Source organism: Streptomyces sp. NPDC087420 (genome assembly GCF_044744165.1).
In the GTDB taxonomy this organism is placed as follows: domain Bacteria; phylum Actinomycetota; class Actinomycetes; order Streptomycetales; family Streptomycetaceae; genus Streptomyces.
This window is the reverse complement of record NZ_JBIUXU010000010.1, coordinates 266,070-280,014: the sequence shown is the minus strand read 5'-3', so window position 1 is coordinate 280,014 and position 13,945 is coordinate 266,070. Positions and strand designations below refer to the sequence as shown.

13 protein-coding genes and 1 pseudogene are annotated in these 13,945 nt (G+C 72.8%); 11 read left to right on the top strand and 3 right to left on the bottom strand.

Translation table 11 applies throughout. The features are described from left to right. Nucleotides 1-45: 45 nt before the first annotated feature. Nucleotides 46-696: a serine hydrolase gene (locus ACIO1C_RS22600; RefSeq protein ID WP_401866220.1), complete on the bottom strand. Its 651-nt coding sequence runs from the start codon at nt 694-696 to the stop codon at nt 46-48. An 83-nt stretch (nt 697-779) separates the two neighbouring features. Between ACIO1C_RS22600 and ACIO1C_RS22595 the strand changes: the two genes are divergently transcribed. After that, nucleotides 780-1,529, top strand: coding sequence for an SseB family protein (locus tag ACIO1C_RS22595; protein ID WP_401866218.1), 750 nt, complete (start codon nt 780-782; stop codon nt 1,527-1,529). A gap of 143 nt (nt 1,530-1,672) precedes the next feature. On the opposite strand, the gene ACIO1C_RS22590 is transcribed toward ACIO1C_RS22595, so the two are convergent. Then, nucleotides 1,673-2,065 (bottom strand): DUF1844 domain-containing protein, encoded by a 393-nt coding sequence (locus ACIO1C_RS22590; protein ID WP_401866216.1) that lies wholly within the window; start codon nt 2,063-2,065, stop codon nt 1,673-1,675. Nucleotides 2,066-2,463: 398 nt separating this feature from the next. Between ACIO1C_RS22590 and infC the strand changes: the two genes are divergently transcribed. From infC to ACIO1C_RS22540, 10 genes are all read left to right on the top strand, one after another. Then, on the top strand, nt 2,464-3,168 hold the full coding sequence (gene infC / locus ACIO1C_RS22585; protein ID WP_356424911.1) for a translation initiation factor IF-3: 705 nt from the start codon (nt 2,464-2,466) through the stop codon (nt 3,166-3,168). 128 nt (nt 3,169-3,296) lie between these two features. After that, complete coding sequence (rpmI, locus tag ACIO1C_RS22580; RefSeq protein WP_161307755.1) at nt 3,297-3,491, top strand: 50S ribosomal protein L35; 195 nt, start codon at nt 3,297-3,299, stop codon at nt 3,489-3,491. 103 nt (nt 3,492-3,594) lie between these two features. Further along, a complete protein-coding gene (gene rplT / locus ACIO1C_RS22575; protein WP_161307754.1) occupies nt 3,595-3,981 on the top strand; it encodes a 50S ribosomal protein L20 in 387 nt (128 codons plus the stop codon). A gap of 184 nt (nt 3,982-4,165) precedes the next feature. Beyond that, nucleotides 4,166-5,017, top strand: a complete 852-nt coding sequence (locus tag ACIO1C_RS22570; RefSeq protein WP_401866213.1) for a TrmH family RNA methyltransferase — start codon at nt 4,166-4,168, stop codon at nt 5,015-5,017. Nucleotides 5,018-5,101: 84 nt separating this feature from the next. Continuing rightward, on the top strand, nt 5,102-6,274 hold the full coding sequence (locus ACIO1C_RS22565; protein ID WP_401866212.1) for an ATP-binding protein: 1,173 nt from the start codon (nt 5,102-5,104) through the stop codon (nt 6,272-6,274). A 196-nt stretch (nt 6,275-6,470) separates the two neighbouring features. Next, on the top strand, nt 6,471-7,601 hold the full coding sequence (pheS, locus tag ACIO1C_RS22560) for a phenylalanine--tRNA ligase subunit alpha (protein WP_401866210.1): 1,131 nt from the start codon (nt 6,471-6,473) through the stop codon (nt 7,599-7,601). Continuing rightward, nucleotides 7,601-10,129 carry a phenylalanine--tRNA ligase subunit beta gene (pheT, locus tag ACIO1C_RS22555; RefSeq protein WP_401866208.1) on the top strand — a complete coding sequence of 843 codons (2,529 nt, stop codon included), beginning with the start codon at nt 7,601-7,603 and terminating at the stop codon, nt 10,127-10,129. The genes pheS and pheT overlap by 1 nt, the downstream gene beginning before the upstream one ends. Nucleotides 10,130-10,314: 185 nt before the next feature. Further along, nucleotides 10,315-11,421 (top strand): PP2C family protein-serine/threonine phosphatase, encoded by a 1,107-nt coding sequence (locus ACIO1C_RS22550; protein WP_401866206.1) that lies wholly within the window; start codon nt 10,315-10,317, stop codon nt 11,419-11,421. A gap of 363 nt (nt 11,422-11,784) precedes the next feature. Beyond that, on the top strand, nt 11,785-13,122 hold the full coding sequence (locus ACIO1C_RS22545) for a transcriptional regulator (RefSeq protein ID WP_401866204.1): 1,338 nt from the start codon (nt 11,785-11,787) through the stop codon (nt 13,120-13,122). Between the two features lie 99 nt (nt 13,123-13,221). Then, nucleotides 13,222-13,752 carry an NUDIX hydrolase gene (locus ACIO1C_RS22540; RefSeq protein ID WP_401866202.1) on the top strand — a complete coding sequence of 177 codons (531 nt, stop codon included), beginning with the start codon at nt 13,222-13,224 and terminating at the stop codon, nt 13,750-13,752. 57 nt (nt 13,753-13,809) lie between these two features. On the opposite strand, the pseudogene ACIO1C_RS22535 reads toward ACIO1C_RS22540, so the two are convergent. Beyond that, nucleotides 13,810-13,941 (bottom strand): annotated as a pseudogene (locus ACIO1C_RS22535) (3-hydroxyacyl-CoA dehydrogenase family protein); the annotation flags it as partial. Nucleotides 13,942-13,945: the final 4 nt, after the last annotated feature.

The following is a 13,945-nucleotide window of genomic DNA, read 5'->3' as shown; positions in this document are numbered from 1 at the left end:
AACCCCGGCCAGGCGGCCCCGCGCCCACCAGGGCAACGGCAACGCTCAGGCCACCGCCCCCGCCCCCCTCACCGCCGCCTCCTCCACCGCGGCGATTCCCGCCTCCATCGTGGGATGGCCGTCCGACAGGACCGCCACCAGGCAGCTCCGTGCCCGGCCCACCGAGTGGATCACCCACAGGCCGGAGTCGGTTCTCGGCAGCCAGCCGTTCTTCAGGGCCCGGTCCCCGCTGCCCCCGTCCGCCGCCGACACCCCCCAGTCCTGGCCCGGTACCACCCGCTCCATCAGTCCCGCCACATACCGCCGGGACCGCGCGTCCAGCGGTGACGCGGCGCCGTCCTCGAACACCGCCCTCAACAGCGTCAGCTGATCGCGCGCGGTCGTTCGCGTCAGCCCCCACGCCGCCGCCCCCTCCGTCCGCGTCAGACCCAGCCGGGCGTGCGCCGCGTCCAGGGCCGCCACGCCTCCGACCGCCGTGCGCAGCGCCGTCGCCGCGTCGTTGTCGCTTTGTTCGATCATGGCGGCGGCCATCCCCTCCTCCTCCGCCGTCAGCCACCTGGCCGCGTCCTGCGCCCGCAGCAGCAGCGCCGCCAGCACGCCCACCTTCACGACGCTGGCGCTGACGTACGCGCGGTCCGCGTCGCTCGTCGCCTCGCGTCCGGTCGCCATGTCGTACACCGCTACCGAGAGATTCACCCGACGACGGTACGTCCCGCCCGGCTCCCCCTGGGAGGTACGGCGCCGGAACCCGGCCCGAGGCCGGGCACTACGCTCGACCTGTGGCGCTCAAGAACATCCCCGACTCCGGCTTCTCCGACGACGACGGCACCGCCGATCCCGCGTTGGTCTCCGCCCTCGCCGCGTGGTCGGCGGACCGGTCCGCCGAAGGGGCCGTGCTGGCGGCGCTCAGGACCGCCCGGCTGCTCGTCCCCATCGTCGCCGTCCTCGGCGAGACCGAGGAGGACGAGAACGGTCTGCGGCGCGAGAAGACCAGCGACATGGCCGTGCCGACGCTCCGGGCGGGCGACCGCCGCGCGCTGCCGGCCTTCACCTCCGTCGCGGCGCTGGCCCGCTGGGACCCGGCCGCCCGCCCCGTCGCCGTACCCCTGCGCCAGGCGCTCCAGGCGGCCGCGCACGAGCGGGCCGACACGGTGGTGCTCGACCTCGCGGGGCCCGTGCCGTACCAGCTCACCGGGGCCGCGCTCCTCGCCGCCGCCGAGGGCCGTACCAGCACCGACCCCCTCGACGACCCCGCCGTCACGGCGGCGGTACGTGGTGTGGTCGCCGCCGAGCCCGCCGTCCTCCGGGCCCACCTCGGGCCGGGTACGGCGGACGGCACGCTGGCGCTCGTCCTGGACCCGGCCGCGCCCCCCGCCGACACCGCCCGCCGCGTCGCCGGGGCGCTCGCCGCCGACGACGTACTGAGGGCCCGCCTGGTACGCGGACTCGACCTGGCACTGCTGCCGGCCGAGGCCACGCCACCGGGCGAGCCCCTGTTCGTCCGTGATGAGTCCCGTACGTCTCGGTGAGTCGGTGGACGGCTCGTACGTGATGAGTCCCGTACGTCTTGCGTCTTGGTGAGTCGGTGGACGGCCGTCGGGACAGGTCGGCGGACGGCCGTCGCCACAGGTCGGCGGACGGCCGTGCGGTGGATCCGAGAGCCGCGCGACCCTCAGCCGTAGACCGGGCCCGTGTACTTCTCGCCCGGCCCCTGCCCCGGCTCGTCCCGCACCACCGACGCCTCGCGGAACGCCAGCTGGAGCGACTTGAGCCCGTCCCGCAGCGGCGCCGCGTGGAACGAGCTGATCTCCGTCGTGCTCGCGTCCAGCAGCCCGGCCAGCGCGTGGACCAGCTTGCGCGCCTCGTCCAGGTCCTTGTGGTCGTCGCCGTCCTCGGTCAGGCCGAGCTTCACGGCCGCCGCGCTCATCAGGTTCACCGCGACCGTGACGATCACCTCGACGGCGGGGACTTCCGCGATGTCGCGGGTCATGGCGTCGAAGTCGGGGGACTCCTGCGGGGCCTGAGGGGACTGCGGGGACTGCTGGGGGGAGGGCGCGTCGCTCATGCCCCACACGATAGGCCCGCCCCGACAGGCCCCGACCGCCCCACCCCCGCCGCCGCCCGCCCAGCCCCCCGCCCCACCCCCACGGTTGGCTCCCCGCAGCGGGAAGGTGCTAACCTGATGTGACGACCGGCCGGACATTCACATGCCCGGCCCACAAGTGGAGGCTCCGATCTCCCACCTGGCTGCCCCTCTCGGGCGGCGGGTCACCGGTCAGGTGGTGCCCATCGTTCCGTACGGACGATGGAGCCGCCCGATGCGCGCCCCGCGGTAGACGCGGCGGTGCTCCGGTAGTGCGAGGAGCTTCCGCCTGTGTCCCGTCCGGGGCATTTTTCGCGTTCCGCCACGGTTGGTCTCAAGTAAGAGTCAATAGACCTTACGCGGCTGTCTGCCAGACAGTCGTGTGGTGCTACCGAGGAGGATCCATCAGCGCCGAGCCCCGCATTAACGACCGGATTCGCGTTCCCGAGGTCCGACTTGTCGGCCCCAGCGGCGAGCAGGTGGGCATTGTGCCGCTTGCCAAGGCCCTGGAGTTGGCACAGGAGTACGACCTCGACCTGGTTGAGGTCGCGGCGACCGCACGTCCGCCCGTGTGCAAGCTCATGGACTACGGGAAGTTCAAGTACGAGTCGGCCATGAAGGCCCGTGAGGCGCGCAAGAACCAGGCGCACACGGTCATCAAGGAGATGAAGCTCCGCCCGAAGATCGACCCGCATGACTATGACACCAAAAAGGGTCACGTCGTCAGGTTCCTGAAGCAGGGCGACAAGGTCAAGATCACGATCATGTTCCGTGGTCGTGAGCAGTCCCGCCCCGAACTGGGCTTCCGACTGCTCCAGCGGCTCGCGTCGGACGTGGAGGAGCTCGGCTTCATCGAGTCGAACCCGAAGCAGGACGGCCGGAACATGATCATGGTTCTCGGCCCGCACAAGAAGAAGACCGAGGCCATGGCCGAGGCGCGCGAGGCCCAGGCCGCCCGCAAGGCGGAGCGTGCGGGTTACGCGCCCGACGAGCACGTCGACGAGTCCCCGGACGCCGCCGACGCTCGTGCCGAAGCCGCCGCCGCCGAAGCCGAGGCCCCGGCCGAGGCATCGTCCGAAGCGTGATCCACGGGCTGCCATCCAGGCGGCCCACGGCTCCGTCCAGGAACCACACACCAGAGATCTGACGCTCCCGCGCGCCGGCTGAGAATCCAGCCGGCAGGGGGCGCCACTGACGAGGAGAGAACGGCGCCATGCCGAAGAACAAGACGCACAGCGGTGCCAGCAAGCGCTTCAAGATCACCGGATCCGGCAAGGTCATGCGCGAGCGCGCCGGTAAGCGCCACCTGCTCGAGCACAAGTCCTCGCGGGTGACGCGGCGCCTCACCGGCATCGTCGAGCTGGCCCCGGGCGACGCCAAGAAGATCAAGAAGCTTCTCGGCAAGTGACGTCGCGACCCCCGGTGACCGGGGGCGCGACCTCAGGACCGGGACCCATTCGTTTCCGGGCCGTGTGACACCGAACCACGGCCCCGCTACAAGGAGTTAACACGTGGCACGCGTCAAGCGGGCAGTCAACGCCCACAAGAAGCGCCGGGCAATCCTCGAGGCGGCCAGCGGTTACCGCGGCCAGCGCTCGCGCCTGTACCGCAAGGCCAAGGAGCAGGTCACCCACTCCCTCGTCTACAACTACAACGACCGCAAGAAGCGCAAGGGTGACTTCCGTCAGCTGTGGATCCAGCGGATCAACGCCGCGGCCCGCGCCAACGGCATCACGTACAACCGCTTCATCCAGGGTCTGAAGGCCGCCAACGTCGAGGTGGACCGCAAGATCCTCGCCGAGCTCGCGGTCAACGACGCCAACGCGTTCGCCACGCTCGTCGAGGTCGCCCAGAAGGCCCTCCCGAGTGACGTCAACGCCCCGAAGGCCGCCGCCTGATCTCCCTCAGGCCGCATGTACTTCCCACCGGACCCGCAGGCAGCGCGCCTGCGGGTCCGGTGTGTTCTCCCCGCCGGTCCGTACATGACGGGCCTCAGCAAGCCCTCAGCCAGCAGTCCGGTACGACATGTCCAGCAGTCCGGTACGACACGTCCCGGCCCCACAAGTGAGTGAGCCGCCGCCCATGGGCACCCCCGAGCTGATCTCCCCGCGGTCCCCGCGCGTCCTGGCCGCCAAACGGCTCGCCCGGCGTGCCTTCCGGATCAAGGAGCGCCGGTTCATCGCCGAGGGACCCCAGGCCGTACGGGAAGCGGTCGCCCACCGGGGCGCCGACGGGGAGCCGACGCTCCTGGAGCTGTTCACCACGGTGGAGGCCGCCGAGCGGTACGCGGACATCGTCGACGGCGCCAGGGAGACCGGCGCCCGCGTGCACCTCGCGCCCGACACCGTGCTCGCCGAGGTGTCGCAGACCGTCACCCCCCAGGGGCTGCTCGGCGTCTGCCGCTTCCTCGACTCGCCGTTCGAGGACGTCCTGCGCGCCCGGCCCCGCCTCGTCGCCGTGCTCGCGCACGTGCGCGACCCCGGGAACGCCGGTACGGTGCTGCGCTGCGCGGACGCCGCGGGCGCCGACGCCGTGGTCCTCACCGACGCCTCCGTGGACCTGTACAACCCCAAGTCCGTCCGCGCGTCCGTCGGCTCGCTCTTCCACCTGCCGGTGGCCGTCGGCGTGCCCGTCGAGGAGGCCGTACGGGGGCTCAAGGACGCCGGGGTACGGATCCTGGCCGCCGACGGCGCGGGCGACGACGACCTGGACGACGAGCTGGACGCCGGCACCATGGGCGGGCCCACGGCCTGGGTCTTCGGGAACGAGGCCTGGGGCCTGCCGGCCGAGACGCGCGCCCTCGCGGACGCCGTCGTACGGGTCCCGATCCACGGAAAGGCCGAGAGCCTGAACCTCGCGACCGCCGCGGCCGTATGCCTCTACGCGTCGGCGCGTGCGCAACGGTCCGGGAACAGCGCCGGGAACAGGCGCTGAGGGGGTCCGCTCCGTCACGTATGGCTAGTACTGTTGCGCCTTCGCAGACCCACTGAGCTATGTGGAAGAGGCGGGATTACGGGGATGACGGCCGGGACCAGCAGACCTGTCACGGTCCAGGGACCTGTCCTGCGCGGCCCGGACGCCGGAGCCGGTGGCGACCCGGACCCGGCCACCGGAGGCGGCATGCGGCCGGTCGACCCCGACGACCTCCCCGACGGGCTCGTCGTCGCCGACGAGCATGGCCGGGTGACCTGCTTCAACGCCGCCGCCGCGCGGATCACCGCCGTACCGCTCGCGGACGCCCTCGGGCAGCCGCTGGAGCGCGCGCTGCCGCTGGAGGACCTGGAGGGCCGCCGGTGGTGGACGCTGACCGATCCGTACGGGGGACTGGCCACCCGGGTCGGGCAGCCCGAGCGGAATTTACTGCTCCCGGGCGGGCGGGAGGTCCTCGTCTCCGCGCGGTACGTACGCGTCCGCCCGCTCGGGCCCGTCCAGAAGCTCGTCATCTGCATCCGGGGCACCGAGGCCCGGCGCCGTACCGAACGCAGCCACGCGGAGCTGATCGCCACCGTCGCCCATGAACTGCGCTCCCCCCTGACCTCCGTCAAGGGCTTCACGGCGACGCTGCTCGCCAAGTGGGAGCGCTTCACCGACGACCAGAAGCGGCTGATGCTGGAGACGGTCGACGCCGACGCCAACCGGGTCACCCGGCTCATCGCCGAACTCCTCGACATCTCCCGCATCGACTCGGGGCGCCTGGAGGTCCGCCGCCAGCCGGTCGACATCGGCGCGGCCGTCGGCCGCCACGTCCAGTCGCACACGGCCGCGGGCCAGTCCCCGGACCGCTTCCTCGTACGGATACAGCGACCGCTGCCCGATCTGTGGGCCGACCCCGACAAGATCGACCAGATCCTCGGCAACCTGCTGGAAAACGCCGTGCGTCACGGCGAGGGAACCGTCACCATTGAGGTGGCAGCCGCCGAGATCGGGCACATCGAGGACGGGAGGGGCACCGTGAAGGGCACCGCCGTCACCGTGTGCGACGAGGGTCCCGGTATCCCCGAGGAGTCGATGGGCCGCGTCTTCACCCGTTTCTGGCGGGGCAGCAAGCGCGGCGGTACGGGTCTCGGCCTCTACATCGTCAAGGGCATCGTCGAGGCGCACGGCGGGACGATCACCGTCGGCCGCGGCCCCGGCGGCGGCGCCCAGTTCCGATTCGTCCTGCCCGTCGCCGCTCCGGCCTATCTGACCTGAGCGGAGGGACGGGCCCCACCCGAGCGGACGGACGGACGGGCCGACCGCAGCGGACAGACAGGCCCGAGGGAGCGGACGCACGGGCCTGAGGGATCCGCGACCTCCACACGCCCTTTAGACTCGACCACTGGCACCTTCGGCGCCTTCAGCGATCGAGCAGGGTCGTTTCGCCAGCCAAACGGAAGTACGGGAAGAGATGTCGGCACCCAACAAGTCGTACGACCCAGTCGAGGTCGAGGCGCTGAAACCGGAACAGATCGAGCGCATGCGGGACGAGGCGCTCGCCGCCTTCGCCGCCGCGGACGGTCTGGACGCGCTCGCTCACGCGAAGACCGCGCACACCTCCGGGACCTCGCCGCTCGCCCTCGCCAACCGTGAGATCGGCGCTCTGCCGCCGCAGGCCAAGGCCGAGGCGGGCAAGCGCGTGGGCCAGGCCCGCGGCGCCGTGAGCAAGGCCCTCGCCGCCCGCCAGACCGAGCTGGAGGCCGAGCGCGACAGCCGGGTCCTGGTCGAGGAGGCGGTGGACGTCACGCTGCCGTACGACCGGGTACCGCCCGGCGCCCGGCACCCGCTGACCACGCTCATGGAGCGGGTCGCGGACGTCTTCGTGGCCATGGGCTACGAGGTCGCCGAGGGCCCCGAGGTCGAGGCGGAGTGGTTCAACTTCGACGCCCTGAACTTCCTGCCCGACCACCCGGCCCGCCAGACCCAGGACACCTTCTTCGTGCAGGGGCCCGGCGACCAGAGGCCCGGCGACGAGTCCGGTGTGCTGCTCCGTACGCACACCTCACCCGTCCAGGCCCGCACCCTGCTCGACCGCGAGCCGCCCGTGTACGTGGTCTGCCCGGGGCGGGTCTACCGCACGGACGAGCTGGACGCCACGCACACCCCGGTCTTCCACCAGATCGAGCTGCTCGCCGTGGACGAGGGCCTCACCATGGCCGACCTCAAGGGCACCCTCGACCACATGGTCCAGGCGCTCTTCGGCTCGGACATGAAGACCCGGCTGCGGCCGAACTACTTCCCCTTCACCGAGCCGTCCGCCGAGATGGACATGCTCTGCTACGTCTGCCGCGGCACGTCCGTCGGCAACCCCGACCGGCCCTGCCGCACCTGCGGCAGCGAGGGCTGGATCGAGCTCGGCGGCTGCGGCATGGTCAACCCGAAGGTGCTCGTCGCCTGTGGCGTCGACCCCGAGAAGTACAGCGGATTCGCCTTCGGGTTCGGCATCGAACGGATGCTGATGTTCCGCCACCACGTCGAAGACATGCGAGACATGGTTGAGTCGGACGTCCGGTTCACCCGGCCGTTCGGGATGGAGATCTGATGCGCGTCCCGCTTTCCTGGCTGCGGGAGTACGTCGACCTGCCGGCGACGGAGACCGGCCGTGACGTCCAGGCCCGGCTCGTGTCGGCCGGCCTGGAGGTGGAGGCCGTCGAACAGCTCGGCGCCGGCCTCAAGGGCCCCCTGGTCGTCGGCAAGGTCCTCACCATCGAGGAGCTGGAGGGCTTCAAGAAGCCCATCCGCTTCTGCACCGTCGACGTCGGCACCGCCAACGGCACCGGTGAGCCGCAGGAGATCGTCTGCGGCGCCCGGAACTTCTCCGTCGGCGACAAGGTCGTCGTGGTCCTGCCGGGCGCGGTCCTGCCCGGGGACTTCGCGATCGCCGCGCGCAAGACGTACGGCAGGACCTCGCACGGCATGATCTGCTCCGGCGACGAGCTGGGCATGGGCGACGACGGCTCCGGCGGCATCATCGTCCTGCCCCCCGAGCACGAGGCGGGCACGGACGCGATCGCGCTCCTGGAGCTGGTCGACGAGGTCCTCGACATCGCCGTCACCCCGGACCGCGGCTACTGCCTCTCGCTGCGCGGTGTCGCCCGCGAGACCGCCACCGCGTACGGCCTGGCCCTGCGCGACCCGGCCCTGCTCGACGTGCCCGCGCCGAACGCCTTCGGCCACCCCGTGAAGATCTCCGACCCGAGGGGCTCCGACCGCTTCACGGCCCGTACGGTCACCGGCCTCGACCCCGAGGCCCGCAGCCCCATCTGGCTGACGCGCCGGCTCCAGAAGGCCGGCATGCGACCGATCTCGCTGGCCGTCGACATCACCAACTACGTGATGCTGGAGGTCGGCCAGCCCCTGCACGCGTACGACCGCTCCCGGATCGAAGGGCCCCTCGGGGTCCGCCGCGCCCTGCCCGGCGAGAAGATCACCACGCTCGACGGCGCCGAGCGGGTCCTCGACCCCGAGGACCTCGTCATCACCGACGACCGGGGGGCCATCGGCCTCGCCGGGGTCATGGGCGGCGCCGACACCGAGATCGCCGATGTCGCCGTCGACCCCGAGACCGGTGAGGTGCACGGCACCACCGAGGTCGTCATCGAGGCCGCGCACTTCGACCCGATCTCCATCGCCCGCACCGCGCGCCGCCACAAGCTGGCCTCGGAGGCGTCCAAGCGCTTCGAGCGCGGCGTCGACCCGCGGGCCGCGGCCGCCGCCGCGCAGCGGACCGTCGACCTGCTGGTCCTGCTCGCCGGCGGGTCCGCGGGCGCCGGGGTCACCGAGATCGTCGCGCCGTACGCGCCGCACACGATCGTCATGCCCGCGGGCCACCCCGACCGGGTGGCGGGCATGGAGTACGGGCGCGAGACCGTCGTACGGCGGCTCCAGGAAGTCGGCTGTGCCGTCCAGGGCCAGGACGAACTGGTCGTCACCGTCCCGTCCTGGCGCCCCGACCTCGGCGCGCCCAACGACCTCGCCGAGGAGGTCATCCGCCTGGAGGGGTACGAGAACCTCCCCTCCACGCTGCCGACCCCGCCCTCGGGCCGGGGCCTCACCGAGCGGCAGCGCCTGCACCGCAGGGTCGGCCGGGTGCTGGCCGGCGCCGGGTACGTCGAGGCGCTGAACTACCCGTTCATCGGCGACGCCGTCCTGGACGCCCTCGGGCTGCCGGCCGACGACGCCCGCCGCCGTACGGTCAAGCTGGTCAACCCGCTCTCCGACGAGGAGCCGGCGCTGCGCACGACGCTGCTGCCGGGCCTCCTGGCGGCCCTGCGCCGCAACGACGGACGCGGCTCGCACGACCTGGCGCTGTTCGAGACCGGACTGGTCTTCCGGCCGACCGGCCACGAGACCGTGCCGGTACGGCTGCCCGTCGACCGGCGGCCCTCCGACGAGGACCTCGCCGGGCTCGACGCCGCGCTGCCGCGCCAGCCGCGCCGCGCCGCCGTGGTCCTGGCCGGTGCCCGTGAGCAGGCCGGCTGGTGGGGTGCGGGGCGCCCGGCCGACTGGGCGGACGCGGTCGAGGCGGCCCGTACCGTCGCACGGGAGGCCGGCGTCGAACTGACCGTCCGCGCCGGGCAGCACGAGCCGTGGCACCCCGGCCGGTGCGCGGCGCTCTTCGCCACCGTGGACGGTGAGGAGACGCTCGTCGGCCACGCGGGAGAGCTGCACCCGAGGGTCGTCAAGGCGCTCGGCGTGCCGGACCGCACCTGCGCCATGGAGGTCGAACTGGACCTCCTGGAGCGGGCGGGAGAGGGCCCCGTCCAGGCACCGCGGATCTCCACGTTCCCGGTCGCCACCCAGGACGTCGCCCTGGTCGTCGCGCACGACGTGCCGGCCACGGCGGTGGAGGAGGCCCTCCACCAGGGCGCGGGTGAACTGCTGGAGTCCCTGCGGCTGTTCGACGTCTTCACCGGCGAGCAGATCGGCGAGGGCCGCAAGTCCCTCGCGTACGCCCTGCGCTTCCGGGCGCCGGACCGCACGCTGACCGTCGAGGAGGCCACGGCCGCCCGCGACGCGGCGGTGGCCCTGGCGGCCGAGCGGACCGGAGCGGTGCTGCGCGGCGCGTGACGCCTGCATGAACGATGAGGGGCGCTTCCGGATCTCCGGAAGCGCCCCTCAGTCGTCCGGAGACGCCGCTCACTCATTCGGGTGAGAAGTCGGGACGAGGTCGCGGACGGGCGGGAGTGATCGACACAATCGATGCGGCCACGACGGTCGAGGGACGTCCGGACCGGCCGAGGAGGCCCGACGGCATGATCCGTACCAGGGCAGCGGGGGACGGGCGGGCGATCGCGGCCGTCCCGCGGCGTGTTGTCGAATGTGTGGTGCTGGGCCTCTGGCTGGTGCTGGTCGTCCTCTGGGAGCTGACCAGTCCGCTGGAGGAGGAGGGCGACGGCCTGGTCCGCCGCACGGTGACCTGCGCGGCGTTCCTCATGGCCGTGGGTTATCTGCTCACCGGTGTACGGCGGGGCCCCGTCCGGGAGTTGCGCGAGGCGCGGGCGGTCGCGCGCGCCACCCAGGACGTGCTGCTCAGGCCGCTGCCCCCGGGGATCGACGGGCTGACCCTGGCCGCCCGCAGGCTCTCGGTCTCGCACGGCGCCGACGTCGGCGGCGACCTGTACGAGGCGGTGGCCACCCCGTACGGCGTGCGGATCGTCATCGGGGACGTACGGGGGCACGGGCTGTCCGCCATCGGCGCGGTGGCCTCGGTCCTCGGCAGCTTCCGGGAGGCCGCGCACGACGAGGCGGGTCTCGACGGGGTACTGCGCCGGCTCGACCGCGCGTACCAGCGCCGACTGCGGGACCTGGCGCGCCAGGAGCACCCGGTGGCGGGCGGGCGGGAGCCGGAGAACCCGGCCGCCGAGGAGTTCGTCACGGTCCTGCTGCTGGAGATCGGCGCCGACTCGGACGTACGCGCCCTCAACTGCGGCCATCCCTGGCCCTATCGGCTCGGGCAGGGCGCCGTACCGATGTCCGCCGCCGAGCCGCTGCCGCCGCTGGGCGCCTTTCCGTTGCCCGACGACCTCGCGCCGCACCCGTGCGGGCGGCTGCTGCCGGGGGAGGCGCTGTTCCTGCACACGGACGGGGCGGAGGATGCCCGCGACTCGGCAGGACGCTTCTTCGGCCTCAAGGACGCGCTCGTACGGTCCCTGGCGGGCAGGCCGCCCGGGGTGCCCGTCTCGCCGGCGCACGTGGCGCGGCAGGTGCACACGGCGCTGCTGCGGCACACCGGTGGGCGGATCACCGACGACGTGGCGCTGCTCGTGCTGCGCAACGACCGCGGCGACCGTACGCGCGTCCCGGCGCAGCCCGGCGAAACGGCGCCGCGCCGCGTCCGTACAGAACCCTCCCGCCGGTGAGCGGCCCGGACGGACACGGTCCTGATGCCCCCGATGGCCCCGATGGCCCCGGTGGCCCCGACGGCCCTGTCGGCTCGGTGCGAGCCGCGGCCGGCGCGCCGTCCGCCCCGCCGCGGAGTGTCGGGCAGGTCGGCGGGACGGACGACGCGGTGACGGGCCGCCGCACTGTACGAGGGGGAGCCGGCGGCCCGGCCGCCTCTTGCGAGACCACCGAGTCAACCGTGCCGCGCGCTCCGGCGGCAGCGTGCGCGCGCCCCGGATGCGCGCGTTCCGTTCACACCCCGTGTGATTTCCCCCGTACACACCATCCCCTGTCCCACCGCACAAGCCCTAGTGTGGGCCTGCCAGTCACCGGAGGGGCACATGCAGCCCAACACTCTGCTCGACTCGCTGTTGGACGAGGCGGGCATCTCCCACGCCGGTCTCGCCGCCCGGATCAACCGCGCCGGTGCGGCCAGGGGACTTGCCCTGCGGTACGAACACACCGCCGTGGCGCGGTGGTTGAAGGGGCAGCGGCCACGCGGCCAGGTGCCCGACCTGATCTGTACGGTCCTGGGCGACCGGCTGTGCCGCCCGCTGACCCTCGACGACATCGGCCTCGGTGTGCCCGGCGCGTACCGGCCGGCCGGCACCCCGCTCTCCGGGTTCGTCGAACGGGCCGCCGCGCTCTGGCGCTCCGACGAACAGCAGCGGCCCCATCTGGCGGCCGCCCCCGCCGTCACCGGGACGCCCGCCGTCATGCCCGTCTGGGAGTGGGAGAACCCTCCCGAGGACACCGACGTCTCGCGCACGGGCCGGACCAGGGTCGGCCCGGCCGACGTCGAGCTGCTCAAGTCGGCCCGGGCGCACTACGAGTTGATGTACCGAAGATCCGGCGGCGTCGCCACCCGCGCCCGGGTCGTCGGCTTCCTCAACGCCGAGACCGCGCCGCTGCTGCGCGGCGCGTACGGCGACACGCTGGGCCGGCAACTGCACCGCGCCACGGGCGGACTGGTCGCGGTGGCGGGCATCTGCGCGTACGACTCCGACGCCCACGGCCTCGCCCAGCGCTACTTCCACCAGGCGCTGCGGCTCGCGAAGGCCAGTGGCGACCGGGGACTCGGCGCCTATGTGATCGCGCTGCTCGTCAACCAGTCGCTGCACATGGGGGAGTACCGCCAGGCCGTCGCCTTCGCGGAGGCCGCCCTGCGGGCCGCCGGGCCGCGGATCACGCCCGCGCTCACCGCCGACCTCTACGCGATGCAGGCCAAGTCGTACGCCCATCTCGGCGACGGCGGCAACGCGTTGGACCGCATCCGGCGCGCGGAGAGCGAGGCCGAGCGCATCCGGCCGGGGCACGAACCGGACGAGACGGGTTACGTCCAGCCGGGCCTGGTGAACGTCCAGGTGGCCGAGGCGCTGCTCAGTCTCGGCGATCTGGCGGCGGCGCGGGCGCACGCGACGGCCGCCGTCGGCACACCGGCGCACGACCGGGGCAGGATCCACCGCCTCGCCATGCTCAGCCACATCGAGCTGCGGCAGGGCGAGCCCGACCGGGCCGCCAGAACCGCCGCCGAGATGGCCGAACGTGCGAAGGGCATGGAGTCCCAGCGGCTCAGGGACCGGCTGCGCGCGGTGCGCGGGGAGTTGGTGTCCAGCGGTTCCAGCGATGCCGGGGAGGCGGCCGCGCTGATCGACGAAGCGCTCCGTGTGCCCCTGTAAGCCCCCTCGTAAGCCCCCTGCGCGGACGACGTGTTGCTGAGATTCAGCGGTGAGGTCTGCTGCGATGTTGCCATCAACGCGTCGGAAGGTGGCAGAAACGTGCAGTGGACGAAACTGAGCGAACAAACTGTGTATGAGAATCGCTGGTTCCAGGTCAACCTCGCGGACGTCGAACTTCCCGACGGCCGCCACCTGGACCACTTCCTCATCCGGCTCCGCCCGGTCGCGGCCGCCACGGTCGTCAACGAGGCCAACGAGGTGCTGCTGCTCAGGCGCCACCGCTTCATCACCGACAGCTGGGGCTGGGAGCTGGCCGCCGGGGTGGTCGAGGACGGCGAGGACCTCGAACGCGCGGCCGCCCGGGAGATGGAGGAGGAGACGGGCTGGCGGCCGGGACCGCTGCGCCATCTGCTCACGGTCGAGCCGTCGAACGGCCTCACCGACGCGCGCCACCATCTCTACTGGGCGGAGGAGGCCACGTACACCGGTCCGCCCGAGGACGACTTCGAGTCGTCGTGCCGCGAGTGGGTGCCCCTCAAACTCGTACCGGACATGATCGCGCGGGGCGAGGTCCCGGCCGCCAACATGGCGGCCGGGCTGCTGATGCTCCGTCACATACGGCTGGGCTGACGGGAGACGGGCGTACGGCGGGTACACGCGCAGGGCGGGCACGCGCGGCGGTTCGGGTCAGACGGCGGCGTACGGGCAGAAGCCCGCGCCCGTCTTACGGCCCAGCCGCCCCGCGTCCACCATCCGCTGGAGCAGCGGGGGAGCGGCGTACAGCGCTTCCTTGTACTCCGCGTACAGGTGGGCGGCGACCTGG

Coding starts and splice junctions, on each gene's coding strand:
- ACIO1C_RS22590 (WP_401866216.1), bottom strand. CDS start 2,065: ATGAGCGACGCGCCCTCCCCCCAGCAGTCCCCGCAGTCCCCTCAGGCC.
- rpmI (WP_161307755.1), top strand. CDS start 3,297: ATGCCGAAGAACAAGACGCACAGCGGTGCCAGCAAGCGCTTCAAGATC.
- ACIO1C_RS22570 (WP_401866213.1), top strand. CDS start 4,166: ATGGGCACCCCCGAGCTGATCTCCCCGCGGTCCCCGCGCGTCCTGGCC.
- ACIO1C_RS22565 (WP_401866212.1), top strand. CDS start 5,102: ATGACGGCCGGGACCAGCAGACCTGTCACGGTCCAGGGACCTGTCCTG.
- pheS (WP_401866210.1), top strand. CDS start 6,471: ATGTCGGCACCCAACAAGTCGTACGACCCAGTCGAGGTCGAGGCGCTG.
- pheT (WP_401866208.1), top strand. CDS start 7,601: ATGCGCGTCCCGCTTTCCTGGCTGCGGGAGTACGTCGACCTGCCGGCG.
- ACIO1C_RS22550 (WP_401866206.1), top strand. CDS start 10,315: ATGATCCGTACCAGGGCAGCGGGGGACGGGCGGGCGATCGCGGCCGTC.
- ACIO1C_RS22545 (WP_401866204.1), top strand. CDS start 11,785: ATGCAGCCCAACACTCTGCTCGACTCGCTGTTGGACGAGGCGGGCATC.